Below are 24383 nucleotides of genomic sequence, written 5' to 3'. Positions count from 1 at the left end.
AAGGGGTCCTCTCGTAAGAAATGTCATGGTTGGTGCGGTGGGTGCGCGGGCCGGATGTGCGCGGTCGGCGGCTGATCGGATAGCAAGGGCCCATGGCTGTCTTCGTCGCGCTCGGCGCGTTCCTGATGACGCTGGCCGGCGGCTGGACGGCACAGCGGGTGACCGACCGCCGCCACCTGGTCCTCGGCCTGGCCGGCGGCCTGATGCTGGGCGTGGTCGGCTTCGATCTGCTCCCCGAGGCCCTGGCGGTGGCCGGCCGGGAGGTGTTCGGCGTGCCGGCCGCCCTGCTGCTGTTCGTGGCCGGCTTCCTCCTGGCCCATCTGGTGGAACGCCTCCTGGCGGCCCGCCGCACGGCCCACGGCGCCGCGGAACGTCCCGCGGCGGTCCGGCCGACCGGCCCCACTCGGCCTCACGGCCCCACGGACTCCCCGACACCCGCCCCCACGCCGGACCGGGACAGCGGCGAGGCCGGGCCCCTGGGCCGGTCGGGTGCGCCCGCGGTGGACCGTGCGGGTGGTGACGCTCAGCCTGTCGATCCACCGGGTTCCGCGATGTCCGGCCGTGCGCCCGCGGTGGACCGTGTGGGTGGTGACGCTCAGGCTCTCGGGCCCGTGTCCGGTGTGTCGCCGCAGACCGTCGCGCCGTCGCATTCCCCTGACCACCGCTCGCCCGAGGTGGGGCTCACCGCGGCCGGCGCGATGGTCGGGCACAGCGCCATGGACGGCGTGGCCATCGGCGCCGCCTTCCAGGTCGACGGCGGCATGGGCGTGGCCGTCGCGCTCGCGGTGATCGCCCATGACTTCGCGGACGGCTTCAACACGTTCACCCTCACCAGCCTGTACGGCAACGCCCGCCGCAGGGCGCTCGCGATGCTGTTCGCCGACGCCTGCGCCCCGCTGGTCGGCGCCCTGTCGACGGCGCTCTTCACCATCCCGGAGCAGGCTCTCGGCGGCTATCTCGGCCTCTTCGGCGGTGTGCTCCTGTACCTCGCCGCGGCCGAGATCCTGCCCGAGGCGCACCACCAGCACCCCGCACGCTCGACCGTGCTGTGCACCGTCGCGGGCGCCGCGTTCATCTGGCTGGTGGTGGGCGTCGCCGGCTGAGGGCGCCCCGGCGACGCTCACAGCTTGCCGCCCCGCGAGCCGTCACGCCGGGCCGGCGCGATGAGCGTGGACAGATACGGCAGCGGCGCCCCGTCCAGGTCGGCGGCGGGCCGTACCGACTCCTCCGGCAGGCCGAGCGCCGAGCCCCACACGGCGTCCTGGAGCCGCCCGGTCTCCCGCAGCGCCTCCGCCACCTCCCCGGCCTGCCGCCCGAACTTGTACGCGACGACCGTGCCGGGCCCGGCCAGCGCGTCCTTGAGCGCGGACGCCCCGGCGGTCACCGGCACCAGCGTCAGCGGCTCGGTCCCCTCCGTCAGCACGGCGCCCGACCGGGCCGCCAGGTCCTGCATCGCGGTGATCCCGGGCACGGTCTGCACGACGGTCCCCGGCACCAGCCGTGCGACGGTCTGGGCGAGATAGGTGAACGTGGAGTACACGTTCGGGTCGCCGATGGTCGCGAAGGCGACGGTCCGCGCCTTTTGCAGCAACCGCGCGACCCGCTCCCCGGCCGCGTCCCAGGCGGCCTCCCGCCGGGCCCGGTCCGTGCGCTCGTTGAGCGCGAACACCACCCGGACCACCTTCGTCGCCGGCACGTAGTGCAGCACGGTCGCCTCCGCGCGCCCGCGCTCCCCGGTGTCCATCACCGGTACGACCACGACATCGGCGGCGCGCAGCGCGTTCACGCCCTTCACGGTCACCAGCTCCGGGTCGCCCGGACCGACCCCGACCCCGATCAGCCTGCTGCTCATGACGTCCGGCACCTCTCCACGAACCGACGGGCCACGCCGGGCCGCGCGGCCCAGTGCGTATGCAGATAACTCGCGTGCACCCCCTGCTGCACAAAACCCTCGACGCGCCGCTCCGGGCCCCGCACGCCCCACGCCGGGGCCGCCCCCGCGCCCGGCGCGACGACGGTCCGGTGGAACTCGTGCCCCCGCATCCGCGTGCCCGCCCCGGCCAGCACGCTGTCGCTGACGGCGACCGCGTCCCGGTAGCCGAGGGTGAGCCGCTCAGTCATCCGCGCGGTGGCGTCCAGCACCCCGCACATGGGCCGGCCGTCCAACTCCCGGCACAGATACAGCAGTCCGGCGCACTCCGCGGCGAGCGGGGCGCCCCGCCGTGCCAGCCCGGCGATGGCGTCGCGCAGCGGCTCGTTGGCGGACAGCTCGGCGCCGTACACCTCGGGAAAACCGCCGCCGATGACCAACCCGGCCGTGCCCTCGGGAAGTTGCTCGTCCCGGAGCGGATCGAACGTCACCACGTCGGCACCGGCGGCGGTGAGCAGTTCGGTGTGCTCCGCATAGGAGAACGTGAACGCGGGGCCACCGGCGACGGCGACCGCCGGCGCCGGCCGCCCGGCCTGCGGTGAACCGGCGGCGGCCGAGGCGGGGTCCCAGGGGGCCGAGCCCTCCGGAAGGGGACCGGCCGTACGGGCGAGCGCCGCCAGCGCGCTCACATCGCACCCCTCGGACACCAGCGCCGCCATCTCCCGCACCGCGTCGAGGGCCGCGGACCGGCGCTCCGCGACCGGCACAAGACCCAGATGCCGGGACGGCGTCGCCACGGCGGCCGCCCGCCGCAGCACCCCCAGCACCGGCACCCCCGCCGACTCCAACGCCTCCCGCAGCAGCTCCTCGTGCCGGTCGGACGCCACCTTGTTCAGGATCACCCCGCCGATCCGCACCTGCGGATCCCAGGACGCGAACCCGTGCACCAGCGCCGCCACCGACCGCGACTGCGCGGACGCGTCCACCACCAGCACGACCGGCGCCCGCAGCAGCTTCGCCACCTGTGCCGTGGACCCCAGCTCGCCCTCCCCTGCGGCCCCGTCGTACAGCCCCATCACGCCCTCCACGACGGCGATGTCACAGCCGCGCGCCCCGTGCAGGAACAGCGGGCCGACCAGCTCGGGGCCGCACAGATACGCGTCCAGGTTGCGGCCCGCGCGCCCGGTGGCCAGCGCGTGATACCCGGGGTCGATGTAGTCGGGGCCGACCTTGTGCGGGGACACGGCGAGCCCCCGGCCGGCCAGCGCCGCCATCAACCCGGTGGCGACCGTGGTCTTGCCGCTGCCCGACGCGGGCGCGGCGATGACCAGACGGGGTACGGACGTCACCACTCGATGCCCCGCTGGCCCTTCTGGCCCACGTCCATGGGGTGCTTGACCTTCGACATGTCGGTGACGAGGTCGGCGAAGTCCACGAGCGCCGCGGGCGCGTGCCGCCCGGTGATCACCACGTGCTGTGTGCCCGGCCGGTCGCGCAGCACCGCGATCACCTCGTCCGTGTCCACCCAGCCCCAGTGCATCGGGTACGCGAACTCGTCGAGCACGTACAGCCGGTACGTCTGCGCCGCCAGGTCCCGCTTGACCTGCTCCCAGCCCTCCCGGGCCTTCTCCGCGTTGCCCAGGTTGTCCAGGTCGTCCAGTGCGTCCCGCTGCACCCAGGACCAGCCCTCGCCCATCTTGTGCCAGACGACGGACCCGCCCTCGCCGGAATCCCCGAGCACCCGCAGCGCCCGCTCCTCGCCGACCCGCCACTTGGCCGACTTGACGAACTGGAACACCCCGATCGGCCAGCCCTGGTTCCAGGCGCGCAGCGCAAGACCGAAGGCGGCCGTGGACTTGCCCTTGCCCACACCCGTGTGGACCACGACGAGCGGACGGTTGCGCCGCTGACGCGTCGTCAGCCCGTCGTCAGGCACCACACTCGGTTTTCCCTGCGGCATTACGCGGCCCTCCTCGACGTCCCCCGCACATCCCTGACCAGACCGGCGATCGCATCGGCACGCAAGGCGTCCAACGTGACGGCCGTACCGCCCAGTTCGTCCGCGAGCCGCCCGGCGAGTCCGAGCCGCACAGGACCCGACTCGCAGTCCACGACCACCGAGGCGATCTGCCCGGCCGCGAACAGCCGCGCCGCACGCTGGGCGAGGGCCACCGGATCGGGGCCGCCGGTGGCGCGCCCGTCGGTCACCACCACGACCAGCGCCCGGCGCGCCGGATCCCGCAGCCGCTCCACCCGCAGCACCTCGTGCGCCTTGAGCAGCCCGGCCGCGAGCGGTGTACGGCCGCCGGTCGGCAGCGACTCCAGCCGGGCCGCCGCCGCGTCCACCGACGAGGTCGGCGGCAGCGCGACCTCCGCGGCCGAGGCCCGGAAGGTCACCATCCCCACCTTGTCCCGCCGCTGATAGGCGTCCAGCAGCAGTGACAGCACGGCACCCTTCACGGCGCCCATCCGCTGCCGGGCCGCCATCGAACCGGAGGCGTCCACGACGAAGAGAACGAGGTTCCCCTCGCGGCCTTCCCGCGTCGCCTGGCGCAGATCGTCCCGCCGGATCACCAGCCCCGGCCCCGACCGCCCGCGCGCCCGCTGGTGCGGGGCGGCGGCCCGCACGGTGGCGGCCAGATGCAGCTTGGTCAGCGCACCCTGGGGCCGCCGGGCCCCGGTCGTCCGCCCGTGCTCGGTACGTGCCCGAGACCGCCGCCCGGCGGCACCCTCACCGATCCCGGGCACGCTCAGCGCCTTGGTACGGAACGGCTCCCCGGCCCCTACGGCCGACTGCTCCGGCCCGCCGGACGCCTGCGGTTGGCCGCCCTCACCGGTCTCGGGCCGTGCGGCGGTGTCCCCGTCGCCCTGCGGGCCGCTGTCGGGCGCCGGCTGCCCACCGCCGCCGCCGGGCCCGTCGGGATCGGGATCGTCGTCGCCCTCGTCCTGCCCGGAGAACTCCTCCAGCGTGTCGTCCAGTTTGTCCTCGTCCAAGCCCGGCGCGTCGAACGGATTCCGCCTGCGCCGGTGCGGCAGCGCGAGCAGCGCCGCCTGCCGCACGTCCTCGGCGAGCACGTCGGTCCGGCCCGCCCAGGCCGCCAGCGCGGTCGCCGTGCGCGCCATCACGATGTCGGCGCGCATGCCGTCCACCTCGAAGGCCGCGCAGGTCGCCGCGATCTGCCGCAGCGCACCGTCACCCAGCCGCACCCGCGGCAGCACTTCCCGTGCGGCGACGATCCGTTGCCGTACGGCGGCCTCCTCCTCGGCCCACTGCGCGGCGAACCCGCTCGGGTCGTCGTCGTAGGCAAGCCTGCGCCGCACGACCTCCACCCGCTGCTCAGGCTCCCGCGAGGCGGCCACCTCCACGGTCAGCCCGAACCGGTCCAGCAACTGCGGGCGCAGTTCGCCCTCTTCGGGGTTCATGGTGCCGACCAGCAGAAAACGCGCGGCATGCCGTACGGAGACTCCCTCGCGCTCGACGTACGAGGCGCCCATCGCGGCGGCGTCCAGCAGCAGGTCGACGAGGTGGTCGTGGAGCAGGTTGACCTCGTCCACGTAGAGGATGCCGCGGTGCGCCTGCGCCAGGAGGCCCGGCTCGAAGCTCTTCACGCCCTCGGCCAGCGCACGTTCGATGTCCAGCGCGCCGACGAGCCGGTCCTCGGAGGCGCCGACGGGCAGTTCGACCATGCGCGCGGGGCGAACGACGCCGTTGCCCCCCTCGTGCGGCCCGTCCGGGCACGCCGGGTCGGGCGAGTCCGGGTCGCAGGAGAAACGGCAGCCCGGCACGACGGCCACCTCGGGCAGCAGCGCCGAAAGAGCGCGCACGGCCGTGCTCTTCGCGGTCCCCTTCTCCCCTCGGACCAGCACTCCGCCCACGGCAGGGCTCACTGCGTTGAGGAGCAGGGCCAGCCGCAAATCGCTCTGCCCGACGACGGCAGTGAACGGATAGGGGACACTCACGCCGAGATCACTCCTTTGAATGGCTGGTGCGATGACCGTGCGTCGCAGGCCGTTGCGGCTGACAGGGTGTGGGCATGTTTCCCGCCGACGCGGGGGCGATCCGGGCACCGCCCAATCGACGGCCGCCCGTGCGCTGTTGTCCCCGCCGACGCGGGGGTGCGCAGAGCGTTCATGCGCCGCCCTCCAGATCTCCCTCAAGTTCGAGGTAGGTCACCCGGAGCCGGTCCAGGGTCTCCTGGTCCGGCTCCGCCCACAGCCCGCGGTCCGCCGCCTCCAGCAGCCGCTCGGTGATGCCGCGCAGCGCCCATGGGTTGGACTTCTTCATGAAGTCCCGGTTCTCCGGGGCGAAGACGTACTCCGCGCTGAGCTTCTCGTACATCCAGTCGTCGACCACGCCCGCCGTCGCGTCGTAGCCGAACAGGTAGTCCACGGTCGCGGCCATCTCGAAGGCACCCTTGTAGCCGTGCCGCCGCATCGCCGCCATCCAGCGCGGGTTGACCACCCGGGCCCGGAAGACCCGGTGCGTCTCCTCGCCCAGCGTGCGGGTCTTCACCTGGTCCGGTACGGCGGAATCGCCCACGTACGCCTCGGGGTCGGCGCCGGTCAGATGCCGGACCATGGCGACCATGCCGCCGTGGTACTGGAAGTAGTCGTCGGCGTCCGCGATGTCGTGTTCCCTCGTGTCGACGTTCTTCGCCGCCACCGCGATCCGCCGGAACGCCGTCTCCATGTCGCCGCGCGCCGCCCGCCCGTCGAGCCCGCGCCCGTACGCGTAACCGCCCCACACCGCGTACACCTCGGCGAGGTCCGCGTCGGAGCGCCAGTTGCGGGCGTCGATCAGCGGCAGCAGACCCGCGCCGTACGCGCCCGGCTTCGAGCCGAAGATCCGGGCCGTCGCGCGCCGCCGGTCACCGTGCTGCGCCGTGTCCTGCTCCACATGGGCGCGCACGTAGTTGGCCTCGGCGGGCTCCTCCCGTTCCGCTACCGCCCGCACCGCGTCATCGATCAGAGCGACCACGTGCGGGAACGCGTCCCGGAAGAAACCGGAGATACGGACCGTGACGTCGATGCGGGGCCTGCCGAGTTCGGCGAGCGGCACGATCTCGAAGCCGGTCACCCGGCGCGAGGCGTCGTCCCAGACCGGGCGGCAGCCCAGCAGCGCCAGGATCTCCGCGATGTCGTCGCCCTGGGTGCGCATCGCGGACGTGCCCCAGACCGTCAGGCCGACGGACTTCGGGTACGCGCCGGTGTCGCTCAGATACCGCTGCACCAGCGAGTCCGCGAGGGACTGGCCGACCTCCCAACTCAGCCGGGACGGAATGGCCTTGGGGTCGACCGAGTAGAAGTTCCGGCCGGTCGGCAGCACATTGACCAGCCCGCGGGTGGGGGAGCCCGAAGGGCCCGCCGGGACATAACCGCCGTCCAGCGCGCGCAGGATGTGCCCGATCTCGTCGGTCGTCCGGGCCAGCCGCGGTACGACCTCGGCGCAGGCGAAGTCCAACACCGCGACGGCATCGGGGAGTTCGATGCCGAGCGCGTCACTGAGGACGGCGGGCACGGCCGTGCGGTCCCAGGCCCGCTCCTCCATGCCCTCCGCGATCCGCCGGCACAGCCGCTCCAGCAGGTCGATCGCGTCGGCGGCCGTACGGGACGGACCCTCCACCAGGTCCGTCAGCTCCACCGGCACCTTCACCGGAGCGCCCGGCTCGGCCAGCAACTCCTTCTCGACCAGCCCGAAACGGGCGGCGAGGCACGCCCTGAGCCCCGGCAGGGCGTCGGCCTGCCTGCCCCACACCTGGGACGCCCGCAGCACGGCCAGCACCAGGTTCACGCGCGGCTCGCCGACCGGGCCGGCACCCAGGACGTGCAGACCGTCCCGGATCTGCACGTCCTTGATCTCGCACAGATAGCCGTCGATGTGCATGACGAACTCGTCGAACTCATCGTCGTCCGGCTGCTCGTCGACATGCAGATCGTGCTGGAGTTCCGCTGCCCGAACGAGCGTCCAGATCTGGCTGCGCACCGCCGGTGCCTTCGCCGGGTCCAGGTCGCTGACCAGCGCGTACTCGTCCAGCAGCTGCTCCAGCTTGGCCAGGTCGCCGTAGCTGTCGGCGCGGGCCATCGGCGGCACGAGGTGGTCGACGACGGTGGCGTGGCCGCGCCGCTTGGCCTGGGTTCCCTCACCGGGGTCGTTGACGATGAACGGGTAGACGAGGGGCAGATCGCCGAGGACGGCGTCCGGGGCGCAGCCGGCGCTCAGCCCGAGGCCCTTGCCCGGCAGCCACTCCATCGTGCCGTGCTTGCCCATGTGCACGACCGCGTCGGCGCCGAAGCTGTTCTCCAGCCAGCGGTAGGCCGCCAGATAGTGGTGGGACGGCGGCATGTCGGGGTCGTGGTAGATCGCGATGGGGTTCTCGCCGAAGCCGCGCGGCGGCTGGATCATCACGACGACGTTCCCGAAACGGAGGCAGGCCAGCACGATGTCCTCGCCGTCCACGTACAGGCTGCCCGGCGGCTCGCCCCACGCCTCCAGCATGGCGCCGCGCAGCCGCGGGTCGAGGGTGTCGAACCACGCCCGGTAGTCGGCGAGCGGCACCCGCGCGGGCGCGGCGGCCAGCTGCTCCTCCGTCAGCCACTCGACGTCATGCCCGCCGGCCGCGATCAGCCGGTGGATCAACTCGTCGCCTCCCGCGGGGTATTCGGTGAGCGAGTAGCCCGCCTCGCGCAGCGCGTCCAGCACCCGGACCGCCGACGCGGGCGTGTCGAGTCCGACCGCGTTGCCGACCCGGGAGTGCTTGGTCGGGTACGCGGTGAACACCAGCCCGATCTTCTTCTCGGCGTTCGGCTTGTGCCGCAACCGGGCGTGCCGCACGGCGATTCCGGCGACCCGGCCGGCCCGCTCCGGGTCGGCGACGTACACGGGCACGTCGTCAGGACCCTGCTCCTTGAACGAGAACGGCACCGTGATCAGCCGCCCGTCGAACTCCGGGATGGCGACCTGCATCGCCGCGTCCATGGGGGAGAGCGCCGCGTCCGACGCCTCCCACGCCTGCCGCGACGAGGTCAGGCACAGCCCTTGCAGCACGGGCACGTCGAGGTCGGCGAGCGCCCCGACGTCCCAGCTCTCCTCGTCGCCGCCGGCCGACGCCCGCGAGGCGTGGGTGCCGCCCGCGGCCAGCACGGTCGCCACCAGCGCGTCCGCCCGGCCGAGCAGCCGGTACAGCCCGGCGTCCGCGCCGCGCAGCGAACCGCAGTACACGGGAAGGGCGTTGGCGCCGCGCGCCTCGATCGCGTCGCACAGGGTGTCCACGAAGGCGGTGTTGCCGCTCAGTTCATGGGCCCGGTAGAAGAGCACACCGACGGTCGGGCGGTCCGCGACCAGGGCGCGCTCGCCGTGCACGCCGTACTCCGGCATCGACTGCGGTCCTTCGAAGCCCTCGCCGGTCAGCAGCACCGTGTCGGACAGGAACCGGGCGAGTTCGCCGAGGTTGGCGGGTCCGCCCTCCACCAGATAGCGCAGCGCCTGGGCCACGACACCCGCGGGCACGGACGACTCGGCCATCAACTCGGCGTCCGGGACGGCCTCGCCGCCGAGCAGCACGGCCGGCACACCGGACGCCCGCACCGCGGCCAGCCCGTCCTCCCAGGCCCGTTTGCCGCCCAGCAGCCGGACCACCGCGAGGTCGGCGCCCCGCAGCAGCGCCGGAAGCTCCTCGGCGACGTCGAGCCGGGTCGGGTTGCCGATCAGATAGGACGCGTCGGCGGCACGCGCCGCCAGCAGATCGGTGTCGGCCGTCGACAACAACAACACTGTGCTCATGCGGGCGCTCCCGGTGGAATGAAGGGCAGTCCTCGTGGCGCGCCCGACTCGATGAGCCGCCACAACGCGTCCGTGTCCGCGTGCTGTTCGATCAGATCGCCGAGCCGGTCGAGCCGCTGCTCGCGCAGCGCGGCGAAGCAGGTGCCGTCGGCCGGTACGAAGCGGCGGCCCGCGGCGGCCGCCACCTCGCGCAGGAAGGCCCGCCGGAAACCGTCCGACTCCAGCGCGCCGTGCCAGTGCGTGCCCCAGGTCCGGCCGACCCGGCAGCCGTCGAGGAAGGGCTCGCCGCCCGTGACGTCGGCGACGCCGTGGTGGATCTCATAGCCCTCGACGTGCTCCCCGAGGGCCGAACCGGTGGGCCGGGCAAGGGTCTTCTCGCGGGCGAACCGCACCCGCACCGGCAGCAGGCCCAGCCCCGGCACCCGCCCGGCCCGCGACTCGACCTCGTCCTCGATGTGCTCGCCGAGGATCTGGAAGCCGCCGCAGATGCCGAGGACCGGGCGGCCCTCGCCGGCCCGGCGGCGCAGCGCCCGGGCCAGGCCGCGCTCCCGCAGCCACTCCAGGGCCCGTACGGTGCCCCGGGTCCCCGGGACGACGACCAGGTCGGCGTCGGCCATCTCCTCGGGCCGGTCCACGAACCGCACCAGCACGCCCGGTTCGGCGGCCAGCGCGTCCACGTCGGTGAAGTTGGACATCAGCGGCACGGCGCACACGGCGATCCGCAGCACGTCCTCACCGACGGGTTCGGCCGCGGCCGACTCCCGCACCGAGCCGCGCGACGAGACCGCGAGGCCGTCCTCCTCGTCGATGCCGAGTCCGTCCCGGAACGGCAGGACGCCGTAGGCGCGCCGCCCGGTCAGGGCGTGCAGCATGTCGAGGCCCGGCTCCAACAGGCCCACGTCCCCGCGGAACTTGTTGACGAGGAACCCGGCGACCAGCTCCTGGTCCTCGCGTGACAGCAGCGCCACGGTCCCGAAGAACGACGCGAAGACGCCCCCGCGGTCGATGTCACCGACCACCAGCACGGGCAGCCGCGCGCCCCGCGCGATGCCCATGTTCACGATGTCGGTGCGCCGCAGGTTGATCTCCGCCGGGCTGCCCGCCCCCTCGCAGATCACGGCGTCGTACGTGGAGCGCAGCGTGGCGAGACAGTCGAGGACGGTGCCCAGCAGCCGCTGCTGCCGCCCGCCGTGGTAGCCGCGCGCGCTCAGTTCGCCCACGGGCCTGCCCAGCAGCACGACCTGACTGCTCTGTTCCCCGCCGGGCTTGAGCAGCACCGGGTTCATCAGCGCGGTCGGCTCGATCCGGCACGCCTGGGCCTGCATGGCCTGGGCCCGCCCGATCTCGGCGCCCTCCCGGGTGACGAACGAGTTCAGCGACATGTTCTGCGCCTTGAACGGCGCGACCTTGACCCCCTGCCGCACCAGCCACCGGCAGATCCCCGCGGTGACGACGCTCTTGCCGGCGTCGGAGGTGGTGCCGGCGACGAGGAGACCCCCACCGGTCATGACCCGTGTCCCCTCACGGTCAGGCGCGCGGCGGCCACGACGCCGAACGCGAGCAGGCCGACCCGGCGGGAGAGCCGTACGGCACGTTCGATGTCCGGGGCGGCGACGGCACGCCCGCCGCCGTTGAGCACGGGCCGGTGCTCGACCCGCCCCCCGTACGACAGGGTCCCGCCCAGCCGCACGCCCAGCGCCCCCGCGAAAGACGCCTCCACGGGACCGGCGTTGGGGCTCGGATGCCGGCGGGCGTCGGCCCGCCACGCCCGTACGGCGCCCCGCGCGTCGGGCCCGCAGACGGCGGCCAGCGCGGCGGTCAGCCGGGCCCCCGGCCAGCCGGCGACATCGTCGAGCCGCGCCGCGGCCCAGCCGAACCGGCGGTGGCGCGGCGAGCGGTGCCCGACCATCGCGTCGAGGGTGTTCACGGCACGGAACCCGACGAGCCCGGGCACCCCGGCCAACGCCCCCCACACCAGGGCCCCGACGACCGCGTCGGAGGTGTTCTCGGCCACGGACTCCACGACCGCCCGGGCGATCCCGTCGGCGTCCAGGGCCTCGGGGTCCCGCCCGCACAGATGCGGCAGCCGTGCCCGGGCCGCCGCGACGTCCCCCATATCCAGGGCCCGCCCGATCGCCCGGGCCTCCCGGGCCAGCGAAGTGGCGCCCACCACCGCCCAGGTGGCGGCCCCGGTGAGCGCTACGGAGGCGGCGGGGGAGGGGCGTACGGCCCGCTGTGCCACGGCCGCGAGGGCCGCGGCGCCGCCGACGCACACGGCGGTGTGCAGCGCACCCCATCCGCGGTGGTCCCGCCACAGCGCCCGCTCCGCCGCGCCGGCGGCACGCCCGAACACGGCGACCGGATGCCCGCGGCGCGGATCGCCGACGAGCAGATCACCGAGGAGGCCGAGGGCGGCGCCGTACGCGAAGACGCGCTCGGCACGCACCGGCTCAGCCGGCCGTGGGGTCGGGAAGCGACCTGGTGCTGTACCTCAACGCGCAGCCGAGCATGGCGATGTGTCCTCACTCAGGGTGTCCACGCCCTGGTTCGACGAGACCGGCGGCGAGAGTTCCTGGCTCCCGGGGAGTTCGTCCCCGGTGACAGTGGCGGGACCGCGCCGGATTCACACCGGCTTCCTCTCGTTGCCGCCGTACATGGCCCGGGCAGTCCACCACGCCCCCGGAACCCCCGTCAACTGACCGCTGACCTGCAAGGGGAGAGTGTGCCGAGACTCATATCCACAGTCCCGCGAAGCCCGCTGCGGCAGGGCAACGCCCCAAAGGGGCGCGGGGAACTGCGCGACAAGCCACGACGGCGCCGCAGACGACCGACGGCACAACGCAGCACACAGCGGAGCGCTCACGCCGCGAAGCACGTGTACGCGGCGGTCAGCGCGAGACCGGCGGATCCGCCACGACGGCGCGGGCGCGCTCAGCCACGCCGGCTTCGGCCTAAGCAGGGTCCGGCGAAGCCCGCTGCGGCAGGGCAACGCCCCAAAGGGGCGCGGGGCTGTATCGATGTGCGGCTCCGCCGCGCGGGCGCGACAAGCCACGACGGCGCCGCAGACAACTGACGGCATACCGCGGCCCACCCAGCGGAGCGCTTACGCCGTGATGAGGTGGATCCCGTAGGCCACCGCGGCGGCGCACGCCGCGAAGCATGTGTACGCGGCGGTCAGCGCGAGGCCGGCCGATCCGCCCCGGGCGGCGGCCCGTTCGCGGTGCGACAGGCCGGCCACGCCGAGGGTGAACAGGGCCACCAGCGCCACGGTGACCGCGAGGCTGACGCCGAAGACGGAGCCGAGGGCCGCCCAGTCGATCTTCATGGTGATGCTTCCTTGGGTACCGGAGTCAGGGGAGGCGGGGGAGAGAGAAGAGAGGGAGTCGATCGGACGGTCAGACGGCGGCGGCCGGCGGCACGGCCTGGTCGGCGGCGGCCGGGGCCGCGGACACCGGCGGCGACGGGATCGTGGCCGTCAGATCCGCCGCCGGGGTGCCCGCCGCCGGAGGCGTCACGGCGGCGATCGCGGCGGTCACCACACCGGCCGGCTCGCCGGTGTCGTTGACGTTGCTGTGGTCGACGACCTCGCGCCGGGAGGTCTTCCAGATCGCGGCGGCGGCGGCGACCAGGAAGACGGCCACGCACCCGGTGCCCCAGTCACCGAGGTCCGTGACGGTCTCCGCGAGCGCGCCGACCAGCGCGGCGGCCGGCAGCGTCAGCGCCCAGGCGACGACCATCCGGGTCGCCGTGGACCAGCGGACCACGCCGCCCCTGCGGCCAAGCCCCGCGCCCATCACGGAACCGGAGACGACATGCGTGGTGGACAGGGAGAAGCCGAGGTGCGAGGAGGCCAGGATGGCGGTCGCCGCGCTGGTCTGGGCGGCGAAGCCCTGCTGCGGCTGGAGGTCGGTCAGGCCCTTGCCCATCGTGCGGATGATGCGCCAGCCGCCGAGGTAGGTGCCGAGGGCGATGGCGAGGCCGGCGGAGAGTATGACCCAGGTGGGAGGGTTGGAACCGGGGGCGAGGGCGCCGCCGGCGATCAGCGCCAGGGTGATGATGCCCATCGTCTTCTGGGCGTCGTTCGTGCCGTGGGCCAGGGAGACCAGGCCCGCGGAGGCGATCTGGCCGGCCCGGTACCCCTTCTCGGCGGCCCTGCCGTCCGCCTTCGCGCCGAGCCGGTACGACAGGCGGGTGGCGAGCAGCGCCGCCACGCCCGCGACGACCGGCGCGGCGAGCGCCGGGATGAGGACCTTGGTGACGAGCGCGTCGCCGTGCACGGCGCCCGCGCCCGCGGAGGCGACGGTGGCGCCGATCAGGCCGCCCATCAGGGCGTGCGAGGAACTGGAGGGCAGGCCCACCAGCCAGGTCAGCAGATTCCAGAGGATCGCGCCCACCAGGGCGGCGAAGATGACCTCGGGACGGATGCCGGTCTCGTCGACGAGACCTTTGGAGATCGTGTTGGCGACCTCCACGGAGAGGAAGGCGCCCACCAGGTTGAGTGCGGCGGACATGGCCACCGCGACCTTGGGCTTGAGCGCACCGGTCGAGATGGTCGTGGCCATCGCGTTGGCGGTGTCGTGGAAACCGTTCGTGAAATCGAACGCGAGTGCGGTGATCACCACAATCGCGAGGATCAGCGAGAAGCTTTCCATTTACCCAGGCAATCGTTCGAAGTCATTGGCTGGTTGAACGTAGGCAACCTTGATGAACGGAAGATGAACTGAGGAGGGATTCACGGTGTCGTGAGCGGTGTGCCCGCGGTGTCCGCCGCGACCCGTTGAAGAGATCCGCGTCACCCGCCAGGATCAGGACATGGATCAGGGCAGGGATCAAGGCAGGGACCAAGGCAGGGAACAGGGCGTCGCCCAGGGCATGACGGAACAGACGGCGCACGCCTGGGAGGCGCTGGTCGGCACGGCCCGCCGCACCGTGTCCGACGGGCTGGTCGTCGGCACCTCCGGGAACGTCTCGGTGCGCGTCGGCGACACCGTGCTGGTCACACCCTCGGGCGTACCGTACGACCGGCTCACGCCGGACGATGTGACCGGCGTCGACCTCGACGGCCGGCAGGTGCTCGGCACGCTGGTGCCCACCAGCGAACTGCCCATGCACCTCGCGGTCTACCGCGCCACCGACGCGCGGGCCGTCGTCCACACCCACGCCGTGCACGCCACGGCCGTCTCCACGCTGGTCCTGGAACTGCCCGCGATCCACTACATGACGGCGGCGCTCGGCGGCCCCGTCCGCGTCGCACCGTACGCCACGTACGGCACCGAGGAACTGGCCCGGAACATGCTCCGCGCCCTCGCCGGCCGCTCCGGCTGCCTGCTGCGCAACCACGGCACCCTCACCTACGGCGCCACCCTCGACCAGGCCTACGACCGCACCGCCCAACTGGAGTGGATGTGCCGCCTGTGGCTGACGGCATCCTCAGTACCGGGCCACACCCCCACCCTCCTGACCCCCGCCCAACTGACAGAGACGGCAACCCACCTCACCACCTACGGCCAACACCCCTGACCCCCATTTCTCCAGGACCGCGGGAAACCGCACACCAAGCCACAACGCCCCGCACTCAGCCACAACGCCACGCACCCCCCTCCCCAGGGCCGCCGGGAACTGCGCAACCCGGCCGAACCCAGCACACTGGTTCCGTGCGCACTGTCACAGCGACCGCCGCCGCCCTCACCGCGGCCCTGGCAGCCGGCGCGGCCGGAGTGGCCGCCGGACGGCTGGCCAGCGACGCCGCGCTCAAGGCGCCCGCCGGCCGGCCCCTGCCCACCGAACCCCGGCTCACCGTGCACGGCACGGCCGCGGGACAGATCACCCTCACCCGCGACCTGGCCTCCCTGCGCCCCGGCACCTACGGCCTCGCGGGCGACGGCTCGCACGCCGTCGTCGGACCCGTCCTGGAGTCCGTCCGGAGCACCGCCGACACCGTCGTACGCCGCCTGCAAGGCGTCACCCACGGCACCCTCGGGGCCGGCGACAAGGTCTGGCTGACCCCGAATGTGCACGTCGGCAACCCGGCCTCCGCCCTCGACCTCGACCACGCCGACATCGACGTACCCGGCGAACTCGGCCCGCTGCCCGCCTGGTTCGTGCCCGGCCACCGGGACATCTGGGTGATCGCCGTGCACGGCCTTGGCACCACCCGTGAACAGGCCCTGAACGTCATGGGCTTCCTGCACCACAGGCGCCTGCCGGTGCTCGCCCTCGCCTACCGCGGCGACCTCGGCGCACCCCGCAGGCCCGACGGCCTGAACCACTTCGGCGAGACCGAGTGGCGGGACCTGGACGCCGCCATCCGCTACGCCGTCCGGCACGGCGCCGGCCGCGTGATCCTGCTCGGCTGGTCCACCGGCGCCACCATGGCCCTGCACGCCGCCGCCCGGTCACCCGAGCGGGACCGTATCGCCGGGCTCGTCCTGGACTCACCCGTGCTGGACTGGCCGGCCACGCTGCGCGCCCTGGCATCGGCCCGCCATACGCCGGACGCCGTGCTGCCGCTCGCCGTGCGCGCCGCGCAGGGACGCACCGGTCTGCACCCCGACGGCCTCGCCGACGCCGCCGACCCCGCCCGGCTCGACATGCCCACCCTGATCATCCACGGCCCGGGCGACACCGTGGCCCCCTGGGCGCACTCCCGGCGCCTCGCCGCCCGCCGCCCGGACCGCATCGCCCTGCACACCGTCCCGGACGCCCCGCACGCCGCCATGTGGAACGCCGACCCCGAGGAGTACGAGGAACAGCTGCGCCGGTTCCTGACTCCGCTCATGTAATCCATTCCGTTTAACTCCGTACCTGTGGCCTGATCATGGCCCCTCCGCCCCAGCCGGACACCGTGCCTTGGCCACCCCCGTCGCCCGCCGTGACATTCCGTTTGGGTTTTCGGACCGTCAACCGGAAGACTGCCCCCGTGACGTCCCGTATCCCGCGCGACTCCAGGCTTCGACTCGTCCGACCGCGACCCCTGGCCGCCGCCCCCAGAGCTGTGAACCAGCGGCGCCCACGCCGCCCCGCACCCCGGCCGCCGGAAGGCACGCCCGCCCCCGCGGAGCTGGCCAGAATGGCGCGCTCCGGCCTGGCGGGCGCGGCCCGCGTGGCCCACTGGGCCGACGCCGCCCTCGGCTCCGGCCGCGCCGGGGCCACCGAGGACGGCAAGGCCACCCTCTCCGACGCGTCCGCCGAACGCGCTGCCGCAGATCTGCATCTGACCGTGGCCCAGGTACGGGCCGACTGGGACACCGCCCGCCTCGCCGGCCTGGTCGAGGTGCACGGCGACAGCGCCCGCCCCGGCTGGCGGCTGCGCGCCTGGGACCGGGACGACAGCGCCGTACTGCGCGGCTGGGTCGCCCTCTTCGACGCCTGGTCGCTGGCCCATCCGGAACCCGCCGAGCACGAGCACGCGGTCGTCGCCGACGTGGTCTCGGCCATGCCTCAGGTGCTCTCCTTCCTCCAGTTGTCCGCAGGCCCGGTCCCGGTCGAGCAGCTTCTCGACCTGCTCAGGCAACGGGTGACCGAACTGCGCACCGAGCGCTGCGAAGTCCCCTACGAGCCAGGTCCCGGCGACGCCCCGGGCGCCGCGCTCCCGACGGCCTACGCGCCCGCCGCCCCGCCGCCCGCGCTCGCCGAGGGCACCCTCCTCGCCCCGATCCTCGACTGGGCCCTGCACGCCCTCGCCTCCGTCGGCGCCCTCACCTACGGCGACGGCCAGGCCACCCTCACCCCGCTCGGCAGCTGGGCGGTGTGGGTCAAGCTGGAGCAGATCTGCGTGGCCGCGCAGAGCCCGGCCGGGAACATCGAACAGTCCGCCGAGGACATGCTCCGCGGCTGCGCCCAGCTCCGCCCCAACGCCGCCCGCGCCGAGTACCGCGCCTGGCTCGCCGCCCGCCCCGTCGGCAGCGCCGTCACCGAACTGATCGAGGCCGCCCGTGGCGACGACGCGCTGCTGCGCGGCCTCGCCTTCGAGGCGCTGCGGGTCGTCGGCGCCCCCGCCGAGCCCGACGTACGCGGAGTCGTCGACGAGCCCACGCTGCGGCCCTACGCCCTGCTGTGGCTCGCCGAGCACGACGGCGCCGACCCGGAGGACGCCCACGAAGTCCTCACCCGCGAAGAGGCCACCTGGCTGTGGGTCGACACCGCCGCCGCCGTCGCCGACCACGGCGAGGCGCCGATGCTCGTGCGTCACCTTGAGTCCGCGGTGCAGCCCACCGTCCCCCGGCTGCTCGACGAGGTGCGCGCCGTCGGGCACCCGCGCACCGTGCAGGTCCTGGTCGCGCTCGCCGCCGCGCACCCCGACCCGGCCCTGGCCAAGGCGGTGCGCCGGGCCGCCTTCCAGGTGCACACCGGCGGATAGCGCGCGCCGGAGCGGGTCAGATCCCTATCTCGGGGGCGTATGTCCCGAAGCTCCAGATGTTGCCCTCGGCGTCCCGGGCCGTGTAGTCCCGCGAGCCGTAGTCCTGGTCCGTCGGGGGCATCACGATCTCCGCACCGTGGTCCACGGCGCGCCGGTGGTGCGCGTCGACGTCGTCCACCACGATGTACACCCCCGCCGGGCCCGCGTCCCTCATCAGCGTGTCGAAGACACCGCCGCGGCCCTTGGAGCCCAGCATCACCGCGCCGTTGCCCTGCACCAGCTCGGCGTGCAGCACCGAGCCGTCCTCTCCCTCGTACACCGACAGCTCGGTGAATCCGAAGGCCTCCGTTAGCTGCTTGATCGCCGCCTTCGCGTCCGCGTACAGCAGCGTCGGATAGATGCTCGGACGCCCTCCGCCCGTGCCTGCCATGCTGATCACTCCCCTGTGAACATGCCTCACCTGTGTCCGTCGACGGTCCCGTCGGTCCCGTGGATCCGATCTGCCGCCCAGTCTTGCACCCGGCACTGACAGCGCCCGGCGACAACCGGCCCCCGCTTCACCGGAACGTGTCGCACCGGCCCATGCCCCTGACCTGCCACCCCTGCGGCCGATCGGGGGACGGCCCGACACCCGCTCGCGTGTCGTCCCCGCGCGCCCGGCTGCCCCGCCCCCGCCTGGCTACGCTCTCCGTCTGCCCCGGACGCCCCCGACGTCTGCCCCGGACGCCCCCGACGGGACAGGGCGGGCGGACGGTAGGGCCCCGAGGGACCGGATGGCCCGGGGCCGGCTCTGCCGGGCGGACACCGAAGACCGGAGGGGGCGGGGTGGTAGAGGGACCAGACGAACGGGGAGGTCTGGATACGCCATAGGAACCGGCCGGACCCATACGACTGGGCGGACTGGCGAAACCGGACGAACGGGAAGCACGGGAGGGCCCATTGGGTCGGGGCGGACCAGACGGACCGGTTGACCCGGAGGGACCGACCGGGCCGAGCGGCCCGGAGGGACGGGGCCGACCCGCGGGACCGCAACGGTCCGAGGGAGCGGTGCGGGGCCCGGGTGCCGGGGACGGGCGACGAGGCATGCCGCGGGGCCGCAGCCGCAGCCGAACCCGGGGCCGGGGACGGGCGGGGCGTGGGGCCGGTCTTGGCGGGGCATTCGTGGGGGCGCTGCTCGTCGTCGCCCTTCAGGTGCGTCCCGGCGCCCCCTACGGGGACCGGCTCACCGCGCACGGACCCGACGGGCCGGCCGCGACGGCGGTCCGCGCACGGGGCGCGGCCGTGGAGGCGTACGACCCGGCCGGCGGCGAGCGGCGCTGGCGCTATGCGCGCGAGGGCCGCCGCCCGCTGGACGTGCTCCCCGCGCGCGGGCACGCGATCGCCCTCTGGGACGACGGACTCGTCACCGCCACCGACGGCCGCTCCGTGCGCTGGCACCGTGCCCTGCCCGCCGTATCCGGCTGGCTCGCCGCGCACGGCGCCACGGGCGTCCTGCGCCCGCTGCCACGGGGCATGCTCGCCGTGGTCACCCCGCGCCGCATCACCGCGTACCGCACCGCCGACGGCGACCTGCGCTGGGTGCTGCCCGCGCGTGAGCGCTGCGCGTTCCGTCCCGACCGCGCCGTGCGGCACGGCCCGAACCTGCTCGTCGCCCAGCCCTGCGCGCGGGGCGCCTGGACCGATCAGCTCGTCGCCGTGGACGACCTCGGGCCCGTCGCCCCGCACCGCTCGCCCCTCGGCAACGAGATGCCGGGCCGCACGGCGGGACACCCGGACCCGGGAAAACCGCTTGCGCCGCCCCGTTAGACTGACCCCCATGGCCATTCTCCTCGCGCATTAGACGGCGGGAACGTCCTCAGCCGCCCATCCCGCCAACGACTTCGCCCTGGAGTCTGTCCGTGATCTCCGCCTCCGGTATCGAGCTGCGCGCCGGTGCCCGCATCCTCATCGAGAACGCCACGTTCCGCGTCGCCAAGGGCGACCGCATCGGTCTCGTCGGCCGCAACGGCGCCGGCAAGACCACCCTCACCAAGGTCCTGGCCGGCGAGGGCATCCCCGCCGCCGGCACCGTCACCCGCTCGGGCGAGGTCGGCTATCTGCCGCAGGACCCGCGCACCGGCGACCTGGACGTCCTCGCCCGCGACCGCGTCCTGTCCGCCCGCGGCCTCGACGTGCTGATCCGCAAGATGCGCGAGAACGAGCAGCGCATCGCCACCGGTCAGGGCGCCACCCGGGAGAAGGCGCTCAAGCAGTACGAGCGTCAGGAGACCGAGTTCCTCACCAAGGGCGGATACGCCGCCGAGGCCGAGGCCGCCACCATCGCCGCCGCGCTCAACCTCCCCGACCGGGTGCTCGGCCAGCCGCTGCACACCCTCTCCGGCGGTCAGCGCCGCCGCATCGAGCTGGCCCGGATCCTGTTCTCGGACGCCGACACACTGCTGCTCGACGAGCCCACGAACCACCTCGACGCCGACTCGATCGCCTGGCTGCGCGACTACCTGAAGACGTACCGCGGCGGCTTCATCGTCATCTCGCACGACGTCGACCTGGTCGAGACGGTCGTGAACAAGGTGTTCTACCTGGACGCCAACCGTTCGATGATCGACGTCTACAACATGGGCTGGAAGCTCTACCAGCAGCAGCGCGAGGCCGACGAGAAGCGCCGCAGGCGCGAGCGGCAGAACGCCGAGAAGAAGGCCGCCGCGCTCAACGCCCAGGCCGACAAGATGCGGGCCAAGGCCACCAAGACCGTCGCCGCGCAGAACATGGCGCGCCGCGCCGAGAAGCTGCTGTCCGGCCTCGAAGCGGTCCGCCAGTCCGACAAGGTCGCAAAGCTCCGCTTCCCGGAGCCCGCGCCCTGCGGCAAGACCCCGCTGATGGCCGAGGGCCTGTCGAAGTCGTACGGCTCGCTGGAGATCTTCACCGATGTCGACCTGGCCATCGACAAGGGGTCACGGGTCGTCATCCTGGGCCTGAACGGCGCGGGCAAGACCACCCTGCTGCGGCTGCTCGCGGGCGTCGAACAGCCGGACACCGGCATGGTCGTCCCCGGCCACGGCCTCAAGCTCGGCTACTACGCGCAGGAGCACGAGACCCTGGACGCCGGCCGCACGGTCCTGGAGAACATGCGCTCGGCCGCTCCCGACATGGATCTGGTCGAGGTCCGCAAGGTCCTGGGTTCGTTCCTGTTCTCCGGTGACGACGTCGACAAGCCCGCCGGCGTCCTGTCCGGCGGCGAGAAGACCCGCCTCGCGCTCGCCACGCTCGTCGTCTCGTCGGCGAACGTGCTGCTCCTGGACGAGCCGACCAACAACCTCGACCCGGCGAGCCGGGAGGAGATCCTGGGCGCGCTGCGCACCTACGCCGGCGCGGTCGTCCTGGTCACCCACGACGAGGGCGCGGTGGAGGCGCTTCAGCCGGAGCGGATCATCCTGCTGCCGGACGGCGTGGAGGACCTGTGGGGCGCCGACTACGCGGACCTCGTCGCGCTGGCTTGATCGAATGAATGATCCACGGGCTATGGATCATTCGGCCCATCGGTGATCCATCATCTGTGTGAGATCTCCTGGTATCCGGGTGTGTCCTACACCCATGTAGCGGCCGATCCCTCCATCGGTGAGGGGTCGGCCGTCGTGCGTCTCTGACCTGGCACTTCGCGAATGAACCCGTTCGGCGGTACGGACGGCATGCATCGGAATCAGTAATTCCGCTTGTGGGGATGTGCTCCTGTCGTCAAAACCGTGTCTTACGGACCTTGCCGAATGGGTGGCCATCGGGCCCGGGAGGGGTGATCATGAGGAGACCAGAGCGCACTTCCCATGAGGAGGCACGGGTGGCCGAGACTCTGAAGAAGGGCAGCCGGGTGACCGGCGCCGCGCGCGACAAGCTCGCGGCAGACCTGAAGAAGAAGTACGACTCCGGTGCGAGCATCCGGGCGCTGGCCGAGGAGACCGGCCGCTCGTATGGCTTCGTACACCGGATGCTCAGCGAGTCGGGCGTCACGCTCCGTGGGCGTGGCGGAGCGACCCGGGGCAAGAAGGCCGCATCGTCCTGACCCCCCGGGCGGCCCATCGGCTTCGATGGTGGCCACCCGGCCGGTCCTCCCGCAGTGCCCCTGAGGGGGCCTGGGGGCAGCTCAGATCGGCCGGGTGGTTACTGTGCAGTCACTTAGCATGCCGTCACGGCACGGCGTGTCGACCGCACTCATCGGAGGCGCCCCATGGCTTCGCCCGACCAGGACCTTGCTCCCGCACTCGACAAGGACGGCGTACGGCTCACCGTCGACGACGCGCTCGCCACGGTGACCCTGACCAACCCGGCCAAGCGCAACGCCCAGAGCCCCGCACTGTGGCGGGCGTTGGCCGAGGCCGGGCGGTCGCTGCCGGGCACCGTGCGAGTCGTCGTGCTGCGCGGCGAGGGCAAGTCCTTCTCCGCCGGCCTCGACCGGCGGATGTTCGCGCCGGACGGCATCCCGGACGAGCCGACGCTCACCGATCTCGCACGCCGCGACGATGCCGGACTGGACGCGACCATCGCCGCCTTCCAGGAGGCATTCACCTGGTGGCGGCGGAACGACCTCGTCTCCGTCGCCGCCGTCCAGGGGCATGCCATCGGTGCCGGCTTCCAGCTCGCCCTCGCCTGTGATCTGCGCGTCGTCGCGGACGACGTGCAGTTCGCGATGCGCGAGACCAGCCTCGGGATCGTGCCCGATCTGACCGGCACGCACCCGCTGGTCGGCCTGGTCGGATACGCCCGCGCGCTGGAGATCTGCGTGACCGGGCGGTTCGTCGGCGCCGAGGAGGCGGTGAGCTGCGGGCTCGCCAACCTCGCGGTGCCCGTCGGCGAACTCGACGCCGCCGTACGCGACCTGACCGCGGCGATCCTGGCCGCGCCACGGGACGCCGTGGTGGAGACCAAGGCCCTGCTGCGCGGGGCGGGCGGACGCACGTACGAGGAGCAGTGCGCCGCCGAACGGGCCGCCCAGGCGCGGCGGCTGCGGGATCTGGCCGGCGCCGGCGACTGAGCCGCACGGCCTGCGGCACCTGTCCCGAGGACGTGCCCCCCGGCGCCGCGCCCCGGCGGCACGGTCCGCGGTCGCCCCACTGGCCGTCGTCAGACATCGCGCACGGCCTGCGGCGCCTGTCCCGAGGACGTGCCCCCGGGCGCCGCGTTCCGGTGGCGTGGTCCGTGGCCGCCGCACTGGCCGTCGTCAGGCGTCGCGCACGGGCTGCGGGGCCTGTTCCGAGGACGTGCCCCCGGGCGCCCGGCTCCGGCGGTACGGTCCGCGGTCGCCGCACTGGCCGTCGTCGGACGTCGGCGTTCGGGCGGCCGGTGTTCCGCTGCGGCTCCGGGAGGTCGCGGTCCTCTCGGCCGTGCCCCGGCGCGGCGGCCGGCCGCCCTGCGGCGCCCGAGCGGGCGGCCGGCCGTGGCCGGGGTGGCTCGGCCCGCCACCGCAGGCCCGCCGACGCGGCGCTCAGCCCACCGCCGTGACCAGCACCGCCACCGTCGTACGGCCCTCCAGCGCCGCCGCCACCGCGGTACGCACCTGACGGACCACGTCCCGCGGCCGGTGCCCCGCCGCGACCGCCAGCTCCATCCGGACATGGCGGTGCGGCGACGCGCCCACCCCGTGCCGCCGTACCTCGCAGTGCACGCCCCGGCCGAGACCGCCGAGGCTGCCGGTCAGCCGGACCACGCCCGGCACCGACAGGGCCGCGGTCGCCGCGCGGATCTCGTCGGGGTCCGTGCCCTCGCGGGCCGGGGGCGGCTGCGGCGCCCGCGCCTTCGGGGGGTCCGCAGGTCCGTCCAGCAGTTCGGTGATCCGCAGGTCCACCTCCGTGACCGTCAGCCCGAGCCGCCGGTCCGCGGCCGTGGCCAGGGCCAGCCGAAGCCGGGACGCGGTCTCCGGCAGCGGCGCGGCGGCCGTGGCCGCGAAGTCCGCCACCACCCGCAGCGGTCCCGGGGACAGCGCGCTCGGCGGCGCCGGTACGACGGCCTCTTCAGCCTCGTCGGCTTCTTCAGCCCGATCGGCCTCCTTGGTTTCAACAGCTTCACTGGCCCCCTCAGCCTTGAGGGCCTTGCCAGCCGCGACAGCCTCGCCGGCGTCACCGGCCTCGTCGACCTCGTCGGCCCCCTCGATGCCGCCGGTCCCGTCCACCACGTCCATACCGTCGGGCTCGGCGCGTGCGATCCGCAGCCTGCCCAGGCGCACCCCCGGCACCTCCGCGGCGGCGCCCCGCAGCACCGCCTCGGCCGCCGCCTCCGTGATCCACCCGCCGTCCCGCGCACCGCCCAGCGGCAGCAGCCTGCCGAGCCCCACCTGCTGCCGCACCACTCGGGTCCATGGATCCGCCGTCATTCCTCCAGCCTGCCCC

The 24383-nt window shown here is 73.8% G+C and carries 19 protein-coding genes and 1 riboswitch; of the genes, 8 read left to right on the top strand and 11 right to left on the bottom strand.

The annotated features are described in order from the left end of the window. Positions 1-125: 125 nt before the first annotated feature. On the top strand, positions 126-1103 hold the full coding sequence (locus AC27LF_RS24750) for a ZIP family metal transporter (protein WP_479658660.1): 978 nt from the start codon (positions 126-128) through the stop codon (positions 1101-1103). Positions 1104-1120: 17 nt separating this feature from the next. Here the strand turns inward: AC27LF_RS24750 and cobI are convergent, their stop codons facing one another. The 9 genes from cobI to AC27LF_RS24705 all read right to left on the bottom strand — a co-directional run bounded on the left by cobI (position 1121) and on the right by AC27LF_RS24705 (position 14302). Next, complete coding sequence (gene cobI / locus AC27LF_RS24745; RefSeq protein ID WP_479658597.1) at positions 1121-1852, bottom strand: precorrin-2 C(20)-methyltransferase; 732 nt, start codon at positions 1850-1852, stop codon at positions 1121-1123. Further along, positions 1849-3222 carry a cobyrinic acid a,c-diamide synthase CobB gene (locus AC27LF_RS24740; RefSeq protein ID WP_479658598.1) on the bottom strand — a complete coding sequence of 458 codons (1374 nt, stop codon included), beginning with the start codon at positions 3220-3222 and terminating at the stop codon, positions 1849-1851. The genes cobI and AC27LF_RS24740 overlap by 4 nt, the downstream gene beginning before the upstream one ends. Further along, entirely contained in the window at positions 3216-3830 is a 615-nt protein-coding gene (cobO, locus tag AC27LF_RS24735; protein WP_479658599.1) for a cob(I)yrinic acid a,c-diamide adenosyltransferase, read from the bottom strand. Before cobO ends, AC27LF_RS24740 begins: the two co-directional genes overlap by 7 nt. Then, the gene (locus AC27LF_RS24730; protein WP_479658600.1) at positions 3830-5830 is read right to left on the bottom strand and encodes a putative cobaltochelatase; all 2001 of its coding nucleotides are present in this window, start codon (positions 5828-5830) and stop codon (positions 3830-3832) included. The genes cobO and AC27LF_RS24730 overlap by 1 nt, the downstream gene beginning before the upstream one ends. A 169-nt stretch (positions 5831-5999) precedes the next feature. Continuing rightward, positions 6000-9650, bottom strand: coding sequence for a cobaltochelatase subunit CobN (gene cobN, locus AC27LF_RS24725; protein ID WP_479658601.1), 3651 nt, complete (start codon positions 9648-9650; stop codon positions 6000-6002). Next, entirely contained in the window at positions 9647-11158 is a 1512-nt protein-coding gene (locus tag AC27LF_RS24720) for a cobyric acid synthase (RefSeq protein ID WP_479658602.1), read from the bottom strand. Before AC27LF_RS24720 ends, cobN begins: the two co-directional genes overlap by 4 nt. Further along, complete coding sequence (locus AC27LF_RS24715; RefSeq protein WP_479658603.1) at positions 11155-12096, bottom strand: cobalamin biosynthesis protein; 942 nt, start codon at positions 12094-12096, stop codon at positions 11155-11157. The genes AC27LF_RS24720 and AC27LF_RS24715 overlap by 4 nt, the downstream gene beginning before the upstream one ends. 98 nt (positions 12097-12194) lie before the next feature. After that, positions 12195-12315, bottom strand: a riboswitch (cobalamin riboswitch). 438 nt (positions 12316-12753) lie between these two features. Beyond that, positions 12754-12975, bottom strand: a complete 222-nt coding sequence (locus AC27LF_RS24710; RefSeq protein ID WP_479658604.1) for a hypothetical protein — start codon at positions 12973-12975, stop codon at positions 12754-12756. A gap of 70 nt (positions 12976-13045) precedes the next feature. Continuing rightward, positions 13046-14302 carry an inorganic phosphate transporter gene (locus AC27LF_RS24705; RefSeq protein ID WP_479658605.1) on the bottom strand — a complete coding sequence of 419 codons (1257 nt, stop codon included), beginning with the start codon at positions 14300-14302 and terminating at the stop codon, positions 13046-13048. 220 nt (positions 14303-14522) lie between these two features. On the opposite strand from AC27LF_RS24705, the gene AC27LF_RS24700 reads away from it, so the two are divergent. From AC27LF_RS24700 to AC27LF_RS24690, 3 genes are all read left to right on the top strand, one after another. Next, on the top strand, positions 14523-15170 hold the full coding sequence (locus AC27LF_RS24700; protein WP_479658661.1) for a class II aldolase/adducin family protein: 648 nt from the start codon (positions 14523-14525) through the stop codon (positions 15168-15170). Between the two features lie 134 nt (positions 15171-15304). After that, a complete protein-coding gene (locus AC27LF_RS24695; RefSeq protein ID WP_479658606.1) occupies positions 15305-16432 on the top strand; it encodes an alpha/beta hydrolase in 1128 nt (375 codons plus the stop codon). Positions 16433-16569: 137 nt separating this feature from the next. Beyond that, a complete protein-coding gene (locus AC27LF_RS24690; RefSeq protein WP_479658607.1) occupies positions 16570-18009 on the top strand; it encodes a hypothetical protein in 1440 nt (479 codons plus the stop codon). 16 nt (positions 18010-18025) lie between these two features. Here the strand turns inward: AC27LF_RS24690 and AC27LF_RS24685 are convergent, their stop codons facing one another. Next, positions 18026-18439 (bottom strand): VOC family protein, encoded by a 414-nt coding sequence (locus AC27LF_RS24685; protein ID WP_479658608.1) that lies wholly within the window; start codon positions 18437-18439, stop codon positions 18026-18028. Positions 18440-19170: 731 nt separating this feature from the next. Here AC27LF_RS24685 and AC27LF_RS24680 point away from each other — a divergent pair. From AC27LF_RS24680 to AC27LF_RS24665, 4 genes are all read left to right on the top strand, one after another. Continuing rightward, positions 19171-19815, top strand: coding sequence for a PQQ-binding-like beta-propeller repeat protein (locus tag AC27LF_RS24680; RefSeq protein WP_479658609.1), 645 nt, complete (start codon positions 19171-19173; stop codon positions 19813-19815). 92 nt (positions 19816-19907) lie between these two features. Continuing rightward, complete coding sequence (abc-f, locus tag AC27LF_RS24675) at positions 19908-21506, top strand: ribosomal protection-like ABC-F family protein (protein WP_479658610.1); 1599 nt, start codon at positions 19908-19910, stop codon at positions 21504-21506. A gap of 335 nt (positions 21507-21841) precedes the next feature. Continuing rightward, on the top strand, positions 21842-22063 hold the full coding sequence (locus tag AC27LF_RS24670) for a helix-turn-helix domain-containing protein (protein ID WP_004002281.1): 222 nt from the start codon (positions 21842-21844) through the stop codon (positions 22061-22063). Positions 22064-22228: 165 nt separating this feature from the next. Then, on the top strand, positions 22229-23032 hold the full coding sequence (locus AC27LF_RS24665; protein ID WP_479658611.1) for an enoyl-CoA hydratase/isomerase family protein: 804 nt from the start codon (positions 22229-22231) through the stop codon (positions 23030-23032). A 450-nt stretch (positions 23033-23482) separates the two neighbouring features. Here the strand turns inward: AC27LF_RS24665 and AC27LF_RS24660 are convergent, their stop codons facing one another. Further along, a complete protein-coding gene (locus AC27LF_RS24660) occupies positions 23483-24367 on the bottom strand; it encodes an Asp23/Gls24 family envelope stress response protein (protein ID WP_479658612.1) in 885 nt (294 codons plus the stop codon). Positions 24368-24383 lie beyond the last annotated feature (16 nt).

Source organism: Streptomyces diversicolor (assembly GCF_057537855.1).
The sequence above is the reverse complement of the archived record's forward strand: the minus strand, read 5'-3'. Positions and strand labels throughout refer to the sequence as shown.

Excerpts from the sequence above, each read along its gene's own strand:
- AC27LF_RS24750 (WP_479658660.1), top strand. The coding sequence starts at position 126 with ATGACGCTGGCCGGCGGCTGGACGGCACAGCGGGTGACCGACCGCCGC.
- cobI (WP_479658597.1), bottom strand. The coding sequence starts at position 1,852 with ATGAGCAGCAGGCTGATCGGGGTCGGGGTCGGTCCGGGCGACCCGGAG.
- cobO (WP_479658599.1), bottom strand. The coding sequence starts at position 3,830 with ATGCCGCAGGGAAAACCGAGTGTGGTGCCTGACGACGGGCTGACGACG.
- cobN (WP_479658601.1), bottom strand. The coding sequence starts at position 9,650 with ATGAGCACAGTGTTGTTGTTGTCGACGGCCGACACCGATCTGCTGGCG.
- AC27LF_RS24720 (WP_479658602.1), bottom strand. The coding sequence starts at position 11,158 with ATGACCGGTGGGGGTCTCCTCGTCGCCGGCACCACCTCCGACGCCGGC.
- AC27LF_RS24710 (WP_479658604.1), bottom strand. The coding sequence starts at position 12,975 with ATGAAGATCGACTGGGCGGCCCTCGGCTCCGTCTTCGGCGTCAGCCTC.
- AC27LF_RS24705 (WP_479658605.1), bottom strand. The coding sequence starts at position 14,302 with ATGGAAAGCTTCTCGCTGATCCTCGCGATTGTGGTGATCACCGCACTC.
- AC27LF_RS24700 (WP_479658661.1), top strand. The coding sequence starts at position 14,523 with ATGACGGAACAGACGGCGCACGCCTGGGAGGCGCTGGTCGGCACGGCC.
- AC27LF_RS24685 (WP_479658608.1), bottom strand. The coding sequence starts at position 18,439 with ATGGCAGGCACGGGCGGAGGGCGTCCGAGCATCTATCCGACGCTGCTG.
- AC27LF_RS24665 (WP_479658611.1), top strand. The coding sequence starts at position 22,229 with ATGGCTTCGCCCGACCAGGACCTTGCTCCCGCACTCGACAAGGACGGC.
- AC27LF_RS24660 (WP_479658612.1), bottom strand. The coding sequence starts at position 24,367 with ATGACGGCGGATCCATGGACCCGAGTGGTGCGGCAGCAGGTGGGGCTC.